This is a genomic window from Streptomyces sp. NPDC044033 (assembly GCF_056434425.1).
The window spans coordinates 272,004-290,718 of sequence record NZ_JBWKFF010000002.1 but is presented as its reverse complement, the minus strand read 5'-3'; the positions used below and the strand labels follow the sequence as shown (position 1 = coordinate 290,718).

At 71.8% G+C, this 18,715-nt stretch carries 13 protein-coding genes and 1 tRNA gene; 3 read left to right on the top strand and 11 right to left on the bottom strand.

The window, feature by feature from the left end; genetic code table 11:
* Positions 1–85 precede the first annotated feature (85 nt).
* Positions 86–3,340, bottom strand: a complete 3,255-nt coding sequence (locus AC07AB_RS05035; RefSeq protein WP_478560187.1) for an amidohydrolase family protein — start codon at positions 3,338–3,340, stop codon at positions 86–88.
* 276 nt (positions 3,341–3,616) lie between these two features.
* Here AC07AB_RS05035 and AC07AB_RS05030 point away from each other — a divergent pair, with 276 nt between their 5' ends.
* The gene (locus AC07AB_RS05030; protein WP_478560184.1) at positions 3,617–3,979 is read left to right on the top strand and encodes an MmcQ/YjbR family DNA-binding protein; all 363 of its coding nucleotides are present in this window, start codon (positions 3,617–3,619) and stop codon (positions 3,977–3,979) included.
* Positions 3,980–3,989: 10 nt separating this feature from the next.
* Here AC07AB_RS05030 and AC07AB_RS05025 read toward each other — a convergent pair whose 3' ends face one another.
* Positions 3,990–4,283 (bottom strand): YiaA/YiaB family inner membrane protein, encoded by a 294-nt coding sequence (locus AC07AB_RS05025; RefSeq protein WP_478560181.1) that lies wholly within the window; start codon positions 4,281–4,283, stop codon positions 3,990–3,992.
* A gap of 180 nt (positions 4,284–4,463) precedes the next feature.
* On the opposite strand from AC07AB_RS05025, the gene AC07AB_RS05020 reads away from it, so the two are divergent.
* Both AC07AB_RS05020 and AC07AB_RS05015 read left to right on the top strand, forming a co-directional pair.
* Positions 4,464–4,537, top strand: a tRNA-Pro gene (locus tag AC07AB_RS05020).
* A 239-nt stretch (positions 4,538–4,776) separates the two neighbouring features.
* The gene (locus AC07AB_RS05015; protein WP_478560178.1) at positions 4,777–5,805 is read left to right on the top strand and encodes a sulfotransferase; all 1,029 of its coding nucleotides are present in this window, start codon (positions 4,777–4,779) and stop codon (positions 5,803–5,805) included.
* Positions 5,806–5,871: 66 nt separating this feature from the next.
* On the opposite strand, the gene AC07AB_RS05010 is transcribed toward AC07AB_RS05015, so the two are convergent.
* From AC07AB_RS05010 to AC07AB_RS04970, 9 genes are all read right to left on the bottom strand, one after another.
* Positions 5,872–6,645, bottom strand: a complete 774-nt coding sequence (locus tag AC07AB_RS05010) for a class I SAM-dependent methyltransferase (protein ID WP_478560175.1) — start codon at positions 6,643–6,645, stop codon at positions 5,872–5,874.
* Positions 6,646–6,654: 9 nt separating this feature from the next.
* A complete protein-coding gene (locus tag AC07AB_RS05005) occupies positions 6,655–7,425 on the bottom strand; it encodes an SDR family oxidoreductase (RefSeq protein WP_478560173.1) in 771 nt (256 codons plus the stop codon).
* Positions 7,407–8,246: a TauD/TfdA family dioxygenase gene (locus tag AC07AB_RS05000; RefSeq protein ID WP_478560170.1), complete on the bottom strand. Its 840-nt coding sequence runs from the start codon at positions 8,244–8,246 to the stop codon at positions 7,407–7,409. Before AC07AB_RS05000 ends, AC07AB_RS05005 begins: the two co-directional genes overlap by 19 nt.
* Positions 8,247–8,289: 43 nt before the next feature.
* Positions 8,290–9,555: an aspartate aminotransferase family protein gene (locus AC07AB_RS04995; RefSeq protein WP_478560167.1), complete on the bottom strand. Its 1,266-nt coding sequence runs from the start codon at positions 9,553–9,555 to the stop codon at positions 8,290–8,292.
* A gap of 89 nt (positions 9,556–9,644) precedes the next feature.
* A complete protein-coding gene (locus AC07AB_RS04990; protein ID WP_478560164.1) occupies positions 9,645–13,949 on the bottom strand; it encodes an AMP-binding protein in 4,305 nt (1,434 codons plus the stop codon).
* On the bottom strand, positions 13,946–14,497 hold the full coding sequence (locus AC07AB_RS04985) for a DUF6309 family protein (RefSeq protein ID WP_478560161.1): 552 nt from the start codon (positions 14,495–14,497) through the stop codon (positions 13,946–13,948). Before AC07AB_RS04985 ends, AC07AB_RS04990 begins: the two co-directional genes overlap by 4 nt.
* A 15-nt stretch (positions 14,498–14,512) precedes the next feature.
* On the bottom strand, positions 14,513–15,313 hold the full coding sequence (locus AC07AB_RS04980; protein ID WP_478560158.1) for a phytanoyl-CoA dioxygenase family protein: 801 nt from the start codon (positions 15,311–15,313) through the stop codon (positions 14,513–14,515).
* A 269-nt stretch (positions 15,314–15,582) separates the two neighbouring features.
* Positions 15,583–16,920: an MFS transporter gene (locus AC07AB_RS04975; protein WP_478560155.1), complete on the bottom strand. Its 1,338-nt coding sequence runs from the start codon at positions 16,918–16,920 to the stop codon at positions 15,583–15,585.
* A gap of 1,011 nt (positions 16,921–17,931) precedes the next feature.
* The gene (locus AC07AB_RS04970) at positions 17,932–18,441 is read right to left on the bottom strand and encodes a hypothetical protein (protein WP_478560153.1); all 510 of its coding nucleotides are present in this window, start codon (positions 18,439–18,441) and stop codon (positions 17,932–17,934) included.
* Positions 18,442–18,715 lie beyond the last annotated feature (274 nt).

Genomic DNA, 18,715 nt, shown 5'->3' with positions numbered 1-18,715 from the left:
AGAAAAAAAAAACAAACCTCCCCCCCCCCCCCCCCTCCCCCCCCCCCCCCCCCCCCCCCCCCCCCCCCCCCCCCCCCCCCGGCGCTCAGCCGTCCATGTCGCAACACGAGTCGCGGCGCAGTTGGCGCCCGACCGCCAGCCACCCCTCGTCGTCGTGGTGCGCCGCCGCCCGCTTCGCCGCCGTGCTCGTCGCCTCGTACGCGCCGACCAGCTTCCGCTGCTCGAACGGCACCCCGCCGCGCAGCACCGACACCGTCCGTACGAGCGAGTCGAAGTCCGTGAACGGGTCGCCGTCCACTACCACCAGGTCGGCGAGCTTGCCGACCTCCAGCGTCCCCAGGTCGCGGTCCGCGCCGTAGACGCGCGCGGGCAGGATCGTCGCCATGCGCAGCGCCTGAGCGGCGGTCAGGCCGCAGCGGTGCAGCGCCCGCAGCCCCATGTGGAGCGAGAGGCCGACCGGGACCAGCGGGGCGTCGGTGCCCAGCGCGACGAGCCCGCCGCCCGCCAGCACCCGCCGGTACACGCTGACCTCCGTGCGCAACGCCTCCAACTGCGCGGCGGTCGGCGGCGTTCCGGCGGTCTGCTTGACGAGCGCGGTATCCCAGGGCGGCATCAGCTCTGTGACCCGAGGGTCCTTCGCCAGTTCCGGTGAGTCGCCGATCAGCGGGGTGGATGTGAAGAGCGTCGCGACCATGTGGAAGTCGGTGGCCGTATAGATATCGGCCACGTCCTCATAGGCGTGCCCGGCGGCGGTCACCGCGTGGCCGAACTCCAGCCGCTGCGTCGCCTGGAGATGGGTCGTCAGGTCCTGCCCGACCTGGATGCCCGGCGTGCACAGATGGCTGCCACTGCGCACGCCCAGCTCCTCGTGGGCGAACTCCGCGGCCTCCTTCATCACCCAAGAAGGCGCACGGACATAGGTTTTGACGAAGTCCCAGTCCAGCGCGGCCGCCCGGTCCAGGGATCTGCGCAGCCCATCGCGGGTGCGGTGGGCGCGGCCCATGCTGTACGCGACGCGCGAGCCGTCCAGCAGTTCCCCGGTCGACAGCAGCCGCGGCCCGGCCAGCCCGCCCGCCGACACCGCCTCGCGGACCCGGGCCTCCTCGTACGCGAAGCCGCCGAGCGCGACCGCCGTGGTGATGCCGTACGCGAGCTGCAGCGCCGTCTGCCGCCCGCCGTAAGTGCTCTGCCAGGGGTGGGTGTGCGAGTCCCACAGGCCGGGGATGACGGTGCCCGCCGACGCGTCCACCGTGTGTCGGCCGGACCGGCCCGCCCGATGGGGTTCGACGGCGGCGATCCGCCCGCCCCGCACCACCACGTCGACGTCCTCGCGGACCGTGTCGCCCGTGGCGTCCCAGAACTTCCCGGCGTGCACGACCGTGTCGGCGGGCCGTGGCCGCCGGTAGTCCAGCGGGATCCGGACCGTACGCGCCGAGCCGCCCGCCACGTCCAGCAGCCGCAGCCGGCCCGCCGAGAGATACATCAGCGAACGTGAATCCCCGGACCAGGACGGGTGGTCGGCGGCCTCGTCGGTGAGTCGCCGGGGCGCCCCGTCCGGCGTACCGTCGGGCCGCACCGGCAGCACCCACAGCGCGGACTCGATGATCAGTGCCATCGAGCGGCCGTCCGGGGACCACACGGGGCCCGAGTCGTAGCGGTCGGAGATCGAGACGTGTGGGGCCGCGGCGTGCAGCCGGTCCTCGCCGGTCGCCGCGTCCACGACGCGAATGAGGTTGTAGCCCTCGCGGAACCGCTGATTGAGGCGGTTGCGATCGCACAGGGCGATAGAGCGGCCGTCGGGGGACCAGCTCGGCCTGCCGGGCAGCCCGCCGCCGCCCATCGGGGCGGCCAGCACCCGCTCCGCGCCGCTCGCCAGCTCGCGCACGACCAGATTGCCCGACATGTCGACGGCGGCGAGCCGCTTGCCGTCGGGCGAGAGCGCCGGGTGCACCCGGCCGCCCTCGGCCAGCACCGTCTCCTTCCCGGAGGCGAGGTCGCGGCGGCGCACGGCCAGGAGCCCGTCGCGGTCGTCCGCGTAGACGAGCGCCTTGCCGTCGCCCGTCCAGGACGGGGCCAGTACGTACCGGGTCGGGTCGGCCCGTACGATCCGGCGCGGCTTGCCGCCCGCGACATCGGCGACCCAGAGGGAGTTGAGGGCGGCGAACGCCACCTGACGGGCGTCCGGCGACAGGGCGGGCAGATGCAGGGACCGCACCGGGCGGACCCCGTAGCCGTTGAAGTCGTAGCGCTTGACGCGGTAGCGGGGCCGGTCCACGGACAGGGACCCCTTGAAGGGGATCGCCGTTCCGGCCTCCGGCTTGTCCGGCCGCACCAGCCGGAACTGCCCGTCCACCGTCAGCAGCACCTCGTCCCGCGACACCCAGCGCACCGGCACCGGGGCCACATCGCCGTGGACCGGCACGGCCTCGCCGTCCACGACGAGGGTGCAGGACCCGCGGCCGGACGCGGCCGCGGCGGCGGTCCGCAGATAGGCGAGCCGCCCCGCCGGGGAGAGCGCCGGGGTCATCACCTGCGCTTCCGTGCTCTCGGTGTGTTCGGTCTTGACCGCGCCCCCGCCGTCGGCCGGCAGGGAGGCGACCGTACGGGCCTCCAGCGCGGACCCGGCGACCGCCGCCCGTACGAACAGCAGGCGCGCGCCGTCCGGCGACCAGGACGGGTCGAAGTCCTCCCACGCGCCGTCCTGCAACGGGCCGTCCTGCCCCGCGAGCCCCGTGACCTGCCGCAGCGCCCCGGTCCGTACATCCACCACCCAGACGCGGTAGGGACTGCCCGCCACCGGATCGCCGCCGCGCTCGGAGGCGAACGCGATCCGGGTGCCGTCGGGCGACCAGGACGGGCCGCGGTCGTCCCACGGGCCGTCGGTGAGCTGCCGGAGCCCGCTTCCGTCGGGCCGCAGCGTCCAGATGTGGAAGCCGCCGCCCCGGTACGCGCAGACGGCGAGCGTCCGGCCGTCGGGCGAGAAGACCGGACGCGTGGGCTCCAGATCGGGCGGGGTGAGGGGGACGGCCGTACCGGGCTCGTGCGCCTTCCGGCCGACCGAGGCACCGCGGGGGATCGACCACAGGATGTTCTGCACCTCGACGACGAGGCGGTCGCCGGTGGGGGAGAGGGTGCCGGAGCCGTTCGTGGCGGCGGTGAACGACAGGGTGGCCGGTGCGGTGCCCGTAGGCGTCGCGGTGGCCGTCCCGGCGGCCAGCGCCTCCGAGGGGATGGCCACGGCAGCACCCGCCGCGGCGGCGGTGCCGGCCGCCGCCTGGATGAACCTGCGCCGGGAGAGCGCGGAGGGTTCGGGGGTGTCCGTGGGATCGGCGGTGGCCAACTGTCCTCCTGGGGCGCGGGGATCGTGCGGGTCAGGGGTGGGACGTCCGCAGGTTGCCTCCCGCCCGGGTCCTTGGTCAACACCGCGTCACAAGATCGTCGAATCGATACCGGGGCCGCCCGAACGCGGAAGACGCGCGGAAGACGCATCGTCGCCGACGCCGTTGTCAGTGCCGGGCGCTACGGTCGTTCGTACCGTACTGATCCAAGGAGGACCGGCACGCCACCCGACGGTGCGCGCCGGTATCGCCACGAACGGCTGAACGGAGAGGCCCTGATGCCCACCGCCGAGGATGTGCGCGCCCTCGCGCTCTCGCTCCCCGAAACGCAGGAAAAGCTCGCCTGGGGCCTGCCCACCTTCCGGGTCGCCGGCAAGATCTTCGCCTCCCTCTCGGACGACGACGCCTCCGTGGGCGTGAAGTGCCCGCAGGAAGAGCGCGCGGAGCTGATCGCGGCGGAGCCGGAGAAGTTCTTCCTGAGGCCGGGGCACGACGACAACTACGACTGGCTGCGGGTGCGGCTCGCGTCCGTCGAGGACACCGAGGAGCTGCGGGCCATCCTCATCGACTCCTGGCACCAGGCCGCGCCCCGCAAGATCGCCGACGCGCATCCCGGCCTGGCGGGTACGGCCGGAGCCTGAGCGGGCGTCTTCAGACGCTGCCGGGGTTGAACACGTCCTGCTCGACGAGCAGCTTGTCGATCCGGGCCTTGTCCACCCGGTTGGTCACCTCCTCGACCTCCTGCCGGTCCCGCACGCACTTCGCCAGCGTGAAGGCCGACGACACGACGAAGATCAGCCCCAGGGCCAGAAACGCCCGCTCCCACGCCCCCACGGGCAGCTTCGCGATGCCGACCGCCAGCGCGGTCAGGGACAGCCCGAACGAGATCGCGGCCTGAACGAAGAACGCGGCCGTCGTCGGCCGCTGGATCGATGGAGTGCTCATGTGCGAAGCGTGTCCGACCAGTGACGTGCGCACATGAGTACACCTACTCATCCGGACCCGGGCCCGCCCCCTCATCACCCGAAGACTCACAGGTCAGAAGGTGGGAGCGACCACCCGCCGAAGTGCGGTATCGTTCTCGTGCGCGGTCGGTCAGGGCAGATGCCAGGGCCGGGTGAGCATCGGGACGTGGCGCAGCTTGGTAGCGCACTTGACTGGGGGTCAAGGGGTCGCAGGTTCAAATCCTGTCGTCCCGACTCGAAAGAGTCGCAGGTCAAAGGGTCGTATCAGAGAAATCTGATGCGGCCCTTCGCTGTTGTCGGGGGTTCGTTGTTGGGGGGGCTTCGGCGGTGTGGAGAAGGTCGGCGGGCGCCAGTGGGGCGCCGGCCGGTTCGACCGTCACGAGCCGGGTCACTCGCGTCACCGTGGGTAAGGATGGGCGCGGGCGATCACTCGGCGGACGGCGGCGCCCGACCGTCCTGGAAGGAGAACGGCTGTGCGCACCCTGACCTTCGTCGTCGGCACGGGACGCAGCGGGTCGACCGCACTGTCCCATATCGTGAACGCGCATCCGGACGTGCTCAGCCTCAACGAGCTGATGGCTTCGGTGGGTTCGGACGGAATGCCCGCGGGCGAGCTCGACGGCCCGGGGTTCTGGCGGCTCCTCGCCGAGCCCAACCGGGTCTTCGACACCATGATCCGCAGCGGTGTGCCGATGCCGGAGTTCGTCTACATCCGTAAACCGGGGCGGTTCGGGACGGAGACCACCGGGATTCCCGCGCTCTCCCTGATGGTGCTGCCGCACCTCACCGACGATCCCGACGGGCTCTTCGACGCGCTCGGAGAGGAGGTCACCCGGTGGCCGAGCCGCAGCGCGGCCCGGCACTACGAGGCGCTGTTCGAGACGTTGTGCGCGCGGTTCGGCCGGGGTGCGGTGGTCGAGCGCTCCGGGTACTCGACGCACTCGGTGCCGCGCCTGCGGGCCGCCTTTCCGCAGGCGCGGTTCGTCCACCTGTTCAGGGACGGACCCGACTGCGCGCTGTCCATGAGCCGTCACACCGGGTTCCGGATGATCTTCCTGCTGCGGGAGCTCATGGACCGGGCCGGCGTCCGGAGCCTGAAGGAGTTGGCCGAGGACGACGTACGGGCGCTGCCACCCGAGATGTCGGCGCTGCTCGGCCACCGCTTCGATGCCGCACTCGTACGCGACCGCGACCTGCCGCTCGAAGAGTTCGGCGCGCTGTGGTCGGAGCTCGTGGCGCAGGGAGAGGCCCACCTCGGTGACGTGCCGGACGCCATGCGCACCCAGCTCGCCTACGAGGAACTGCTCGACGCTCCCCGCGAGGAGCTGACGCGGCTCGCCGAATTCATCGGCGTCGAGCCGCTCCCGGAGTGGCTCGACGCCGGGAGCGCGCTGCTCGACAGCGGGCGGCGCGGCGCTTCCCGGCGGCTGCCGCCCCGCGAACTCGACGCCCTCAAGGAGCGGTGCGCGCCGGGAGCGCGGGTGCTGGCGGCCCGGCGCTGAGAGCCCGGGGCGCCGGCCGGCCGGCTGCCCTGTCCGGGGAGCCCATGACACGGCAGCCGGTTGGCCCTACCCGCGCTGCGCGCCCACCGTCGGGGACCCGCCCGCGTCCCCGAGGTGGCGCCACCGCACCGGGTCGTGGGCGTCCGCCCCCTCCCGGGCCGAGGGCAGCGCGCCCCGGTCGGCGCACTCCAGTACGAGCATCTCGTCGCCGCCGGGCTGGAATTCGTAGTCGACCCGGTCGAGCCGCGAAGTGACGCCGTAGCCGTCGAGCGCCTTGCGCATCCGGTCCAGCGGCTCGTAACGCCTGTCGCTGGTGTGCTGCACCAGGGGGAACAGCCGCACCTGCCGCCGGGCCACACGGGCCAGCTCGATCAGCGAACTCAAGTGGAACGCCTCGTCGAGCTGGGCCCCGTAGGAGAACAGGAGATGGGAGCTGAGCACGAGGTCGAAGGAGCGGTCGGGGAACGGCAGGCTGGGCAATGAGCCCTCGACGTAGCGGTCCGGGCGCGTGCGCAGGTCGGCCGCGAAGGTGCGTGCGGCCTCGGTGCGCAGCCGGGTGTAGCGCTGGGCGTCGCCGAACCAGCTCCAGACGAAGCTGGAGGCGTTCTCCGTCATGAACGCGTGCTTGTGCGCTATCTCGTGCTCCACCAGAGACCCCAACCCGGCGCGTCGAGAGCCGTATTGGGGGTCCACGGCGACGGCGTCGGTGCCGCGCTCCCCGGCCAGGGCCGTGAAGCTCGCGGACCCGCCGGGGCAGTCCAGCACACGCAGCGCGAGATCGGCGTCCGACAGCGCGAACATCGCACGGTACTCGTCGAAGGAACGAGCGCTGATCAGCATGGCACCGCCTCACCCTCTGCCGATGAACGGCATGGTCGTGGGCAGGACCGTGAGGAACTGCACATTGGCGTCGAGCGGCATCGACGCCATCAGCAGCAGCGCCTCGGTGAAGCGCTCCACGGGGATCGTCGCTTCCACGGCCATCGTCCCGTCGCCCTGCATCGCGGGCGGCTGCGGGCTGCCGTCCACCGGGGTCACGTTTCCGACGTCGATCTGCCCGCAGGCGATGCCGTGTTGGCGGCCGTCCAGTGACAGTGCGCGAGTGATCCCGAGGACCGCGTGCTTGGCGGTGGTGTAGGCGATGGCGTTCGGGCGGGGCGAATGCGCGGACGGGGCACCGTTGTTGATGATGCGTCCGCCCTGCGGCGACTGGTCCCGCATCATGCGGAACGCCTCCTGCGCGCAGAGGAACGTCCCGGTGACGGTCGTGTCCATCACCCGGCCCCAGTCCTCGAAGTCCACGTCCGCCACCGGCCGGCGCGGAACGGCCGCGCCCGCGTTGTTGAACAGCAGGTCCAGCCGGCCGAAATGGGCCCGTACGGTCTGGAACAGGGCCGCGACCTCGCCCGGGTACCTGATGTCCGTGGGGACGGTGATCACCCGGTCCGGGCCGGCGCCCGAGTGGGCGGCGGTCTCCTCCAGCGTGTCCTTGCGGCGGCCGGCCAGCGCGACCGACCAGCCCTGGTCGAGCAGGGCGAGCGCGCTCGCCCGGCCCAGTCCGCTACCGCCGCCCGTGACGACGGCGATCTTGCTGTCGCCGGTCACCGTTCGTTCATCCAAGCGCGAAGGATCCGCCGGGACTGAGGTCCGGGGACATCGGTGTAGGGCGAACGGCCGTGCAGCACACGGCTGTTGCGGATCATCAGCAGATCGCCCGCGTCCAGCCGCAGCCCGAAGGCGATCTCCGGCCGGTAGAGCACCTCGTCGAGATAGTCCAGGGCCGCCAGACGCTCGGCGTCGAGGTCGGCGGAGGCCCGTACGGTCCGGGTCTGGTAGTAGCAGCCGACCGTCCCGTCGTCCTGGGTGAACAGGATGGGGGTGACGACGATCTGTCGGCCCGCCCGGCCGGTGCGGTCGAAGGTCCACTCCTCCTTGAGGAGGGCGAGTACGTCCGGGCGCTCCCGCTCGATGATGTCGTGGACGTGCCGGGCGCTGGCCAGCTTGGTGTTGCCGCCGCCGTCCGCGGCCGGCTGGAGGCACAGCAGCACCAGCAGGTCGCAGGTGTCGCAGTGGAAGCCCAGCTCGGTGGCGCCGTCGCCGTCGCGGTCGCGCAGGATGGTCCACAGGTCGCCCTGGGCGTTCTGCGGGATGGCCCCGGCCACGTCCCGCAGGACGAACGACAGCTGGGTGATGAGGTCCGCGTCGGGCGCGTCCGGGGAGATGAGGTTGCGGACGTTCACGAACCCCACGGCGTCCAGGCTCCGCCCGATGAAGGAGCGTACGGCCGTAGACGCCTGCTCGCCCGCGCCCCAGCGCTCGGCCAGCGCGTCGGCCCCCAGCAGCCGCCGGTCTCCGTCGCCGACCGACAGCGACCACACATCGCGTGCGGACTCCAGGTACTCACTGGTCCAGCCGATGTCGCCGATCGTGGTTCCGGTCATGGTGCGATCAATCCCTTCGGGAGTCGTGCGGACTTACGGTCGTTCACTCCGCGGCCGTGGCGGACGACGAGACGGCCTTGGCCCAGAGACCCAGCGCCTCGTCGATCTGCTCAGCGGTGACCACGAGCGCCGGAACCATCCGGATGACGTTGCCGTGCACCCCGCAGGGCAGCAGCAGAAAGCCCAGGTCGGAGGCGGCGCGCTGGGCGCGCTGGGCGGCCGCCGCATCGGGGGAGCCGTCCGGCCGGCAGAACTCGTTGCCGGCCATGAGCCCCAGCGCGCGTACGTCCGCGATGGCCGGGGCGTCGGCGGCGATCTTCCGCAGCCCGCTCGCCAGCCGCCGGCCCTGCTCGGCGGCGTTGTCCACCAGCCGTTCGTCGCGGATGACATCGAGCGTCGCGAGGGCCGCGGCGCACGCCACGGCGTTGCCGCCGTACGTACCGCCCTGCGACCCCGGCCTTGCCTTGGCCATCAGTTCGGCGGGCGCCGCGATCGCGGAGAGCGGGAAACCGCTCGCCAGACCCTTGGCCGTGGTCACGATGTCCGGCACGAGACCGGCGCTGTGCTGGTGCGCCCAGAACTTCCCCGTCCGGCCGAACCCGGTCTGGATCTCGTCGAACACCAGCAGAATCCCGTGCCGGTCCGCGCGCTCCCGAAGGCCCGTCAGGAAGCCGGCGGGCGCGGGCACATAGCCGCCCTCGCCCAGTACCGGCTCGATGAACATCGCGGCGGTCTCCTCGGGCGCGCTGACGGTGGCCAGCACCCGGTCCAGCCCGCGCAGGGCGTGCTCGACGGCCTCCTCCTCGCTCATCCCCAGCCGGAAGGCGTCCGGGAACGGCGCCACCGCGACGCCCGGCATCACCGGACCGATCCCGGCGCGGAAACGGTGCCCCGCCGTCGTCATCGCCGCCGCGCCCATGGTGCGGCCATGGAACGAGCCCTCGAAGACGATCACGTTCTGCCGGCCGGTGGCGTGCCGGGCGAGCCGCAGCGCCGCCTCCACCGCCTCACTGCCGGAACTCATGTAGAACAACGAGTCCAGACCGGGCGGCAGCACCTCGCCCAGGCGCTCGGTGAGCGTCAGCAACTGGTCGTGCAGCACGGTCGTGTACTGCCCGTGGATCAGCCGGCCCGCCTGCCGCTGCACGGCCTCGACCACCCGCGGATGGCAGTGGCCCGTGTTGGTGACGCCGACCCCGGAGGTGAAGTCGAGGTAGCGCCGGTCGTCGGCGTCGAAGAGGTACATCCCCTCACCCCGGGTGGCGACGACGGGAGTGGCCTGCTTGAGCACGGGGGACAGCTGGGACATTGCTTCACCTTCTGTTCGGACGGGCGCGGTCATCGGGTCGGCGGCCATTGGGGCGGTGGTCCTTGAGTCAGCGGTCATCGGGTCAGCGGTCATCGGATCAGCTGGGGGGAGAGGGCCGGCGCGGGGAGGAAACCGGCGGCGGCCGCCCAGGACAGGGCCGCGGACCACCACTGAGGGCTCGGCTCGGCGAACCGCACGCCGAGCCGGTCGAGCACGGACGTCGTCCACGCGCTGTCCACGGCGACGTTGCGGTCCCCGAGCTGGAACCAGGTCGACGCCAGCCGGGCCGTGGTCGGATCGTCCCGCTCGGCACGGGCCAGCGCCGCCGCGAACGTGTCGTCGTCCGTCAGGCTGATCGGGTAGCCGTGCTCGATCATCCAGGCCACGAGGTCGTCGTGGGCCACCGTGTGCGGGGTCTCGACGTGGTAGACGCCCGGCGCGGCGTACGGATGGGCCGCGATCGCCGCGATCCCCGCCGCCACCGTGTCGACGTAGGAGAACTCGAAGGTCGTCGACGGCCGGCTCGGCGCCGCGCCGGCCAGCACATAGCCGCGGACGGTCTGGTAGATCCGGTTGTCCTGGACATTGCGCTGGAAGGCGCCGGTGCGGCTGTGCGCCGCTATGTGGCCGCTGCGGTGGATGTACGCCTGACGCCCCGTCGCGGCCCAGGAGCGCACGGTCTCCTCGGCCCGGAACTTCGCCTTCTCGTACGGCGTGCGGAAGCTCTGGCCGATCCGCAGGTCGGCCTCGCTGAACCGGCGTACGGGCCCGTCCACGCCCCCCGACACGGCGAGCGTGGAGACGTGGTGGAAGCGGGCCGCGGGGGTCTCCGCGTCGATCCAGGCCAGCAGCCGCCGGACCGCGAGATTGTTGGTCCGCTCCAGATCGGTGGGCGAGGCCACCAACCTGGTGTCGGCCGCGGCGTGCACGACGACCTGGGCCTCCCGGGCCCGGGCGAGACCGGCGGCGGACAGGCCCAGGTCCTCGCGGTCGATGTCACCGGCGATCGCGTCGACGCCGCCGAGCCTGCGGGCCGCGTCGGCGTCGCTCTCGCCGCGCACCAGGCAGGTGACCCGCGCGCCCCGCTCGGCCAGTTCGGTGAGCAGATGGCCGCCGAGGTAGCCGGTGGCCCCGGTGAGCAGCACCCGGGCCGGCTCGCGCAGTATTCGCCAGCCGCTCCGGGGCGCTGGGACGCCGGTGTGCAGCAGCTGGCCGGAGGTCGATACCGCCGCCCTGACGTGCGGGGGAGCGGTGGCGTCCGCCGCGGCGGCCACGTCGCGGGCGAAGGCGGCGAAGACCCGGTCCGCGTTCTCGTGGGACAGCCGCGGCCACGCGTACACGAGGTCCGTCACCAGCCTGCCCTCGACGACGCGTGCGGTGAGACGGATCCGGTAGAGCGAATCCCCGGTGGCGCAGCGGGCCGAACCGGCCTGCTCGTCCGCGACCGACCACCCCAGGGACGGCTCGTCGGGCAGCCGGAACGTACCGAGGAAGTTGAAGGCGACCTCGGGGCGGATGCCGTCGACGTCCATCGGCAGCTGAGCGGCCTGCCGCAGGCGGCTCTCGACCTCGCGCACCCGCTCCGCCCCGCCGAGCCCGGCACGGGCGCCGGGGGCGTCGAGGGCCACCCACTTCACGGCGGTGAACCAGCCGATCGTGTCCAGATACCGGCCGGCGTCGCCGTCGGTCTCCCGCCCGTGCGTCTCCACCTCCACGCCGAGGCGGTGCTGACCGCTCCAGGCCGCCATGGCATCGGCGAACGCCGACAGCAGGACCGCTTCGAGCCGTTGCGCGCGCCCGTGCCGAGCTACGAGCCGCTCGGTCGCCCGCTCGTCGAGCCTCCAGGTGAGGGTCGCCGGTTCGGCGTCGCCGGCCGGTTCGTCCACGGGCAGCAGCGGAGCGACCGCTCCGTGCACGGCGGCGGTGGCCGGCGGCGCGGTGGAGGCCCACTCGTAGAAGTCCGCCGTCGGCGGGAGGTCGGCCGGGTCCCCCGACAGCGCCGCTCGGTAGGCGGCGGCGAGATCGTCGAGCAGGATCCGCCAGGACAGCCCGTCGACGGCGAGATGGTGCGCGATCACCGCGAGCCGGTCGTCGACGCCGGGCCCGCCCGCGAAGAGATGTACGCGCAGCAGCCGCCCGGCCTCCGGGTCCAGGCTGCGGTGCAGCTCGGTGCAGACGCCGCCCACCGTCTCGGCGACGGGGTCCGCCGGCCGGATCGGCGAGTGGGACACCGCGTCCAGGTCGCCCACGTGCCGCGGCTCTCCCGGACCGTCCGGGCCGATGGGCCGGCGCAGCGCCGGGTGGCGTCCCAGGACGGTCGCGAGGGCTGACGAGAGGGCCTGGGCGTCGACCCGTACGCCGCAGCGCAGGACGACGGACTGGTTCCAGTGCCGCGGTTCGTCCACGGGCTGCCGGAACAGCCACCGCTGCGCGGGGGCGAGATGGCGCGGCGCGGCGGAGGCCCCGCCGGCCTGCGGCTGGGGGCGTTCGGGGGCGGCGGGGGCGGCGAGCGCGGCCGACGCGAGGAGCGCCGGGGTCGGGTGCTCGTAGAAGTCCTCGAACGCGACGCGGTGGCCGCGCCTGCGCAGGAACGCGATCGTGCGCATCGCGAGGATCGAGTCGCCGCCGAGGCTCAGCACGTCGGCGTGCGCGTCGACGACGGGCAGGCCGAGGGCGTCCGCCCACAGTTCCGCTACGGCGCGGGCCAGCGACTCGGCGGGCCGGTCGGCCTCCGGGGGACGTCGGGACTCCGGGGCCGCGGAGGCGGCGCTCGGGTCGCGGCCGTCTTCCGTGGCCCGGCCGTTGTCCTCGGTCCGGCCGTCGTCCGTGTTCCGGCCGTTTGCCGTGGTCAGGCCGGGGCCCGTGCCGCGCGCCCGGGACGCGATGAGACCGGTCACGATCTCACCGAGGCGCTCCCGGTCGAGCTTTCCGTTGGCGCCGTACGGGAAGTGCGGCACCGCGAGTATCGGCTGCGGCACGGAGTAGCCCGGCAGCCGGTCGCGCAGGTACGAGCCGAGCGCGGCGATCGTCTCGCTCTCGCGGCCTCCGTCGGCCAGCCGCACCGCGGCCAGCAGTTGACTGCCCGTCGGCGTGTCGCGGACGATCACCGCGGACTGGGCGGCGCCGGGAAACCGCTCGATCGCGTGCTCGATCTCGACGGGATCGACGCGGAAGCCCCGCACCTTCACCTGGCGGTCGGAGCGGCCGACGAAGACGAGGTTCCCGTCCGGCCGGCGGCGGCACACGTCGCCGGTGCGGTACACCCACGCGCCGTCGTGCTGGATGAAGCTGCGCGCCGTCTCCTCCGGCCGGCCGAAGTACCCCGCGCTGACACCGCGCCCGCCGATGTGGAGTTCGCCTTCCGGCCCCCCGGGGACCAGCTGGAGATCCGCCTCGCCGATCGCGGTGCCGATGGGCACCGTCGGTTCATCCAAGGGCAGTTCGGCCGCCGAGGAGGCGAGGAAGCACGTGGCGCCGACCGTCGTCTCGGTCGGGCCGTAGTGGTTGACCACCCGCGCCGCGACCCCCTGCTGGAGCAGGCTCGCGGCGAGCGAGCGCGGCAGCGCCTCGCCGCCGAGCAGCACGGTTTCCAGCGCCGGGCTGTCCGACGGCCGACCGGCCAGCAGCGCCGTCAGATGCGACGGCGTCGTCTTGAGGACCGACACCCCCGCTCCCCGCAGCGTGGCCCAGAAGGACTCCGGATCGCGCGCCCGGTCGTCGGGCACGACGTGCACCGAACCCGCCGTCGCGAGCGCGAGCAGCCAGGCCGTGTGGCCGAGGTCGGCCGCCAGCGTGGTGACGTGGGCGACGCACGGCGCGTCGGCGTCGGTGAGCCCCAACCGCTCGCGGAGCGATTGCGCGTAGTGCACGGTGTTGGCGTGGGTGACCGCGACGGCCTTCGGCTCCCCGCGCGACCCCGAGGTGAACGACAGATACGCCACATCCGTCGGCAGGCAGCGGGCGGCGCTGGGCGCCTCCACGGGCGCCGCCGCGGCCAGTGCGTCGATGTCGAGCGCTTCGGTACGGTACGGCTCGGGCGCCCGGATCGCCGCGGCCGTGGTGAGCGCGCAGCGCGCCTCGACGGAGTCGAGGCGCCTGAGCACGTCGGCCGCGCTCCACCCCGCGTCGACCAGCACCGCGGCGGCCCCCGAGCGCAGCACGCCGTACAGCAGGGCGCACATCCGGGCGTCCCTGGCCCCGAACAGCGCCACCCGGTCGCCGCGGCCGACGCCGAGACCGCTCAGGCGGGCCGCGACGTGGCCGGCCACGACATCGAGCTCCCGGTAGTCGAACGTGCGGTCGCCGTCGCTCAGGGCGGGGCGGTCCGGGAAGGCGGCGGCGTTGCGTATGAGCAGGTCGGACAGGGATGCGGTGGAGCGAAGGGCACGCGTCATGTTCGTTGGCCTCCGGTTGTGGCATGCGAGGAGATGTCGCCGGCGATGAAGGCGGTCAGTTCCTCGCCGGCCGGCAGCCGCTGGGCCAGCTCCCACGCGACCATGCGGTGCAGACCGTCGAGGTGGATGAAGCCGTCGCCGACGCGCACGTCCGCGTAGTGGTCATGCGGTACCGGGTGAGTGCTGAGGTAGAGCGAGGTGAACGCGGAGTCCCGGAAGAGGGAGAGCTTCGCCGTGCACACCGGGTTCGCCCCGGCCCACTCCGCCTCACCCGCCCCGATGAGCCGCGCGGCCTGACCGACGGTCAGTCCGGTGCGCGGTACGAGCTCGTACGCGCCGCCCTCGCTGAGGTGCCAGGGCAGCATGACGTCGAGGACATCGGCGCGGCACAGCCGTACCTTCGACCAGCTGCCGAAGGACTTGTCGGCCAACTCCAGGCAGTTCTCCGTGTCCTGATTGGTGTTCCCCTGGTGCTGCCGCGCGATGGGGTGCTCCCGGCGGAATTCCGTCTGCACCTCGTCGAAGGTGACTGAACTGACGACCTGCATGCTTAATGCCCCTCCTCACAGTGAGTCGGCGTACTCGGTGAAGTGCCGCTCCGAGAACAGCTCCGGCCACCGGCCGCCGTCGAGGTCGAGGTCCCGCGCCTTGGCGAGCATGCCTCGCCAGTAAGGCTTCACGGGCCGCCATCGAGCTCCGGTCTGGCAGTATGACGCGTCGACGAAGTAGCGGGGGCGGGCCGGCTCGTCGGATTCCGCGACGGGCCTGCGTGCGTGCAGCAACGCCGAGTTGACGAGCACCGTCGAGCCCGGGGGCAGGGTATCGATCTCGATCTCGCCGGGCAGCTCGGTGGTGCCGAGGTGGGCCAGCGCGGACTTGCTCCGGGGATCGCGGTGGGAGCCGGGCAGGACCGTGAGGTTGCCGATCGTCCCGTCCAGCCCGCCGATGTAGTGCAGCGTGTGCACCATCAACAGCGAGGGATCCCCGTCGTCGTTGGGTTCGTAGTCGTGATGCCACGGCTTGCCGGCCATCCCGGGATTGTGCCGGTCGCTGTGCAGATGATGGAAGACGAATGAGGTTCCTATGAGTTCCCGAAGCACCCGCATCAGCGGCTCATAGGTCAGCAGTTCACCGTGTGCGGACAGCTCCAACTCCAGTACTGGCAATAAACCGTTGGGGGAGGGGTCGACACAGGCGGCAATGGAACGGGCGCGCAGGCCGTCGTCCACCCAGTGGTCCACCTCGACCGTGAGGCGGTCCCGCAGCGACTCGGGCAGCAGGCCGGGGAGAACGAGGTAACCCGACTCCGCGAACTGCTCCCGCCGCGTCAGGACGGTCCCGCTGTCCTTGTATATCGGTGGCATGTGGGCATTCACACCCTCTCACGTGGCGATCACGTCGTGAACGTGTCTTCCAAGCGGCCGGTTTCAATGGGACGAACCCGGTTCAATGTCTGTTCGATACCGCGCGGTAGCTTTGCCGAAATGCTGGGGATCGGCTTGTCACGGGGCCGGTGGACACCAAGACGGCTGCGGTGATTCCGTCCCGGTACGGCTGCCTTGGATTCTGTGCCATTCAGCTGTGGGCGGCATGGTCAAGGTTTGGTTCAAGGTTGGGAAAATTCGCGACGGCGTCATCCCGGATCTCCGGAGTCGACGACCGCGACGCGCTCGGTTTCGCGTGGTGGGGATATGTGGGGGAGCGGCGGGGCCGGGCGTGCGGCGGCCGGTGCTTCAACCTCTCCGGTATCGGGGGCAGTCGGCGAACTCGCGCTGCCCAGCGGTGAGAATTTGGTGCCGAGCCATACGAGGAACTGAACGGCGGCCGCGGCTGCGAACAGCGTCGGGGCGCCGAACTCGGTGAGCAGCAGGCCGCCGCTGACCGCGCCCAACGGTACGGCCGCGAACGGAACGGCGCGTTGCAGTCCCACGACTCTCCCCAGGAACTCGGCGCCGACGGCGCCCTGACGGTAGGTCCGCCACGGCACGATGAAAAGTGAAGTGGAGGCACCGGCGAGAAACCAGGCCACGGCCAGAGCGCCGACATCGATCCGGACAGCGGGCAGCAGCAGGGCGAGGGCCATCGCCCCCATCGCGCTCTGCATGAGCGCGCCCGCTCGGAACCTCCGCAGCAGCGCCGGCGCCGCGGCGGCGCCGAACACGGCACCGAGCCCCTGCGCCGCGGACACCACCGCGAGCGACACCGAGAGCTGCCCGTCCGGGCCGGCCACGATGTAGATCAGGTTGGCCGTGACGGCGGGGAAGGAGAAGTTGGACAGCGTCAACAGAATCGTGGCCCACAGCAACCCCCTATTCCTCGTGACCACGCGCAGGCCCGCGAGGGAATCCGCGCCCAGGGAACGGCACATCGCGCCCAACGGCGCCCGCCGGCGCCGCCCGGTCGCGAGGACGGCCGTGGCGCTGATCAGCACGGCGGACAGCATGAACGAGACCGCGTTCGCGAGGCTCGCGACGGTAGGTCCCAGCAGTGCGACGACCGCGACGCCCGCGATGGGGCCGAGCATGCTGAGCGTGCCGTCCGCGCCCTGGATCCAGGCGTTCATGGCGGCCCGCCGCTCCGGCGCCACCCGCTCGGTGAGGAACCCCTGGAAGGCGGGGAACGAAAACGGCCGAACACAGCCCAGCAGGAACGCCGCCGCCAGGACGGGCCCGACCGACGCGTGGGCCAGGCACAGGGCCCCGACCCCGGTGACGATCACCGCGGAGACGGCGTCGCATCGGATCATGAGCTGCCGCCGGTCGGTACGGTCGGCGATCACCCCGCTGAACAGGCCGATCACCACGTAGGGCACGAACTCGACGGCGTAGGTGAGCGCCGTGGAGATCGCCGAGCCGGTCAGCTGGAGCACCAGGACCGGCAGCGCGAACCGGAAGATCCAGTCGCCGCCGCTGGAGACGATGAACGCCGCCCGCAGCAGCACCTCGTCCCGGCGCCGGGCGCCGTCGCTCATGACGAACCGGCGACTGCGTCTCCGAGCGGTGGTCGGTGGCCGTGGGGAGCCCCTCTCGTATCAGGGCGGCGTGCGCATCGTAATGGGGATTCGCCCAGTTGATTCCGGTGCTCACGGTGATTCCGGTGCTTGCCCGGGGAAACGCTGTCGACCCGCGGTCGGCGGGTGGGTGCTGCCTGGTCGAGGGGCGGCCGCGAACAGGATTCGACCGAAGGCCGTGCGTTGTTCATCAACAATCCCCTCGGCTGCGTCCGTGTATGCCGCACGATATGGAAGCCGTTTCGGCGTGCGTGCCGGGTAGGGGCGATACTGCAAAGTCAGGCAGACCCATGTCTGATGCCTCATCAGGAAGAAAGCCCGGATCGGTCGCGACTGGCCGGGATTCGGTTTCGACGCGCTGGGAATGGGCGGCCGCTGAGCGAGGTCGCGCCTAGTGGTGCGGCCCCCGGCCAGGGTTCCGGCGGAGTGCGGAGAGCGTGACTAACGGATGCCCTCGGCAACGCAGTTGGTATACGTAGCGATCAATGGGATGTGAACTTAACAAGGGCTCAAGCATCATGTCTAGACCTCTGCGGAGGGGCGCTCCGGGTTCGACACATGACGCGGCGTCACTAATGTGTGACCTGGGACACATAGTTCTTGACAGTTGTCCGGGCACTCCTCAAGCTCGACCTGCGTTGGCCGGAACCAAAACATTGCTCTGGGCCGAGTCGGAGACGGAGGCTCATGCTCCAGCTGTCATGTGTTTTCTGCGCGGGCGACCGGCATTCACCCGATGAACACCGAGTGAGCGTAATGCGGAAGTCGCCGCAGGGCGGTGCCGTCTCAGGACGGCTCGCTGTTCGCTAATTCTCCAGGGCGGCATTCGCAATCCGGTCGGCCGCGGGCCGCCGCCCTCGTGCCTCGATGCCATGCCGCTGTCGAGCCGCGCCCTGTGGCCGAGCGGGCTGAGACCGTCACACGCCTGCCCCGGCCGACGGAGGTGTCGACCGGGGCAGGCGTGTGACGGCCTCAGATGTCGCAGCGGCCCCGGTCCGCGGCCTCCACCGAGAAGTCCGACACCTTGTCCTGCTCGTCGAAGGCGAAGCGGTAGCGCTGGCCATGGGTCCCGCCGGGGACGGGGGTGTCGAAGATCCAGTCGCTGACCTTGTGCAGTCGGGGGTAGGCGGCCTTGACCCGGTCCAGACCGGTGCCCATGGTGACCCCCTCGGGCGTGTGGATCAGGTCCGTCCCGGTGATCATCGCGACGCCTTTACGGGACTCGATGAACACACCGCCGCCGGGGTTCGGCTTCCCCTCGGCGGGGCGCAGGCGGTAGATGGCGCAGTTGCCGTCGGTCTGCTTGTCCACCAGCAGACCGGTCTTCTCCGCATCGTGCTCGGATTGCCCGAGGCGGAGACTCTTGTAGCCGTTCGGGCCCAGAACGCCGCCGCCGGGGGCGTCGGCCGAGGCGGTGGCGGTGCCGAGCGGTGCGAGCAGCAGCAGTCCGGCTGCCGCCGCGGTCGCGATGAAGCGCTTCATCATGAGCTCCGTTTCTCTTCTGACATGTCTGACGTGTCTGACGTGATCCGTACTGGTGTCCGATACTTGGCCCTCAGTACTGGCCCTCAGTACTGGGGATGAGTGCTTGCGGTCCGTGTTCTCGTGCGGGGCGGGGCCTCCGACTGCACGTGCCGAACGGGGGTCCGGGGGCCGGTGTGCAGGTCGATGCGTACGGTCAGTGGCTCTGTACCCCGGACCCGAGCGGCGATCACCTGGCCGGAGCCCGTAGGAGTGTGTACGCCTCTCCGCCCCG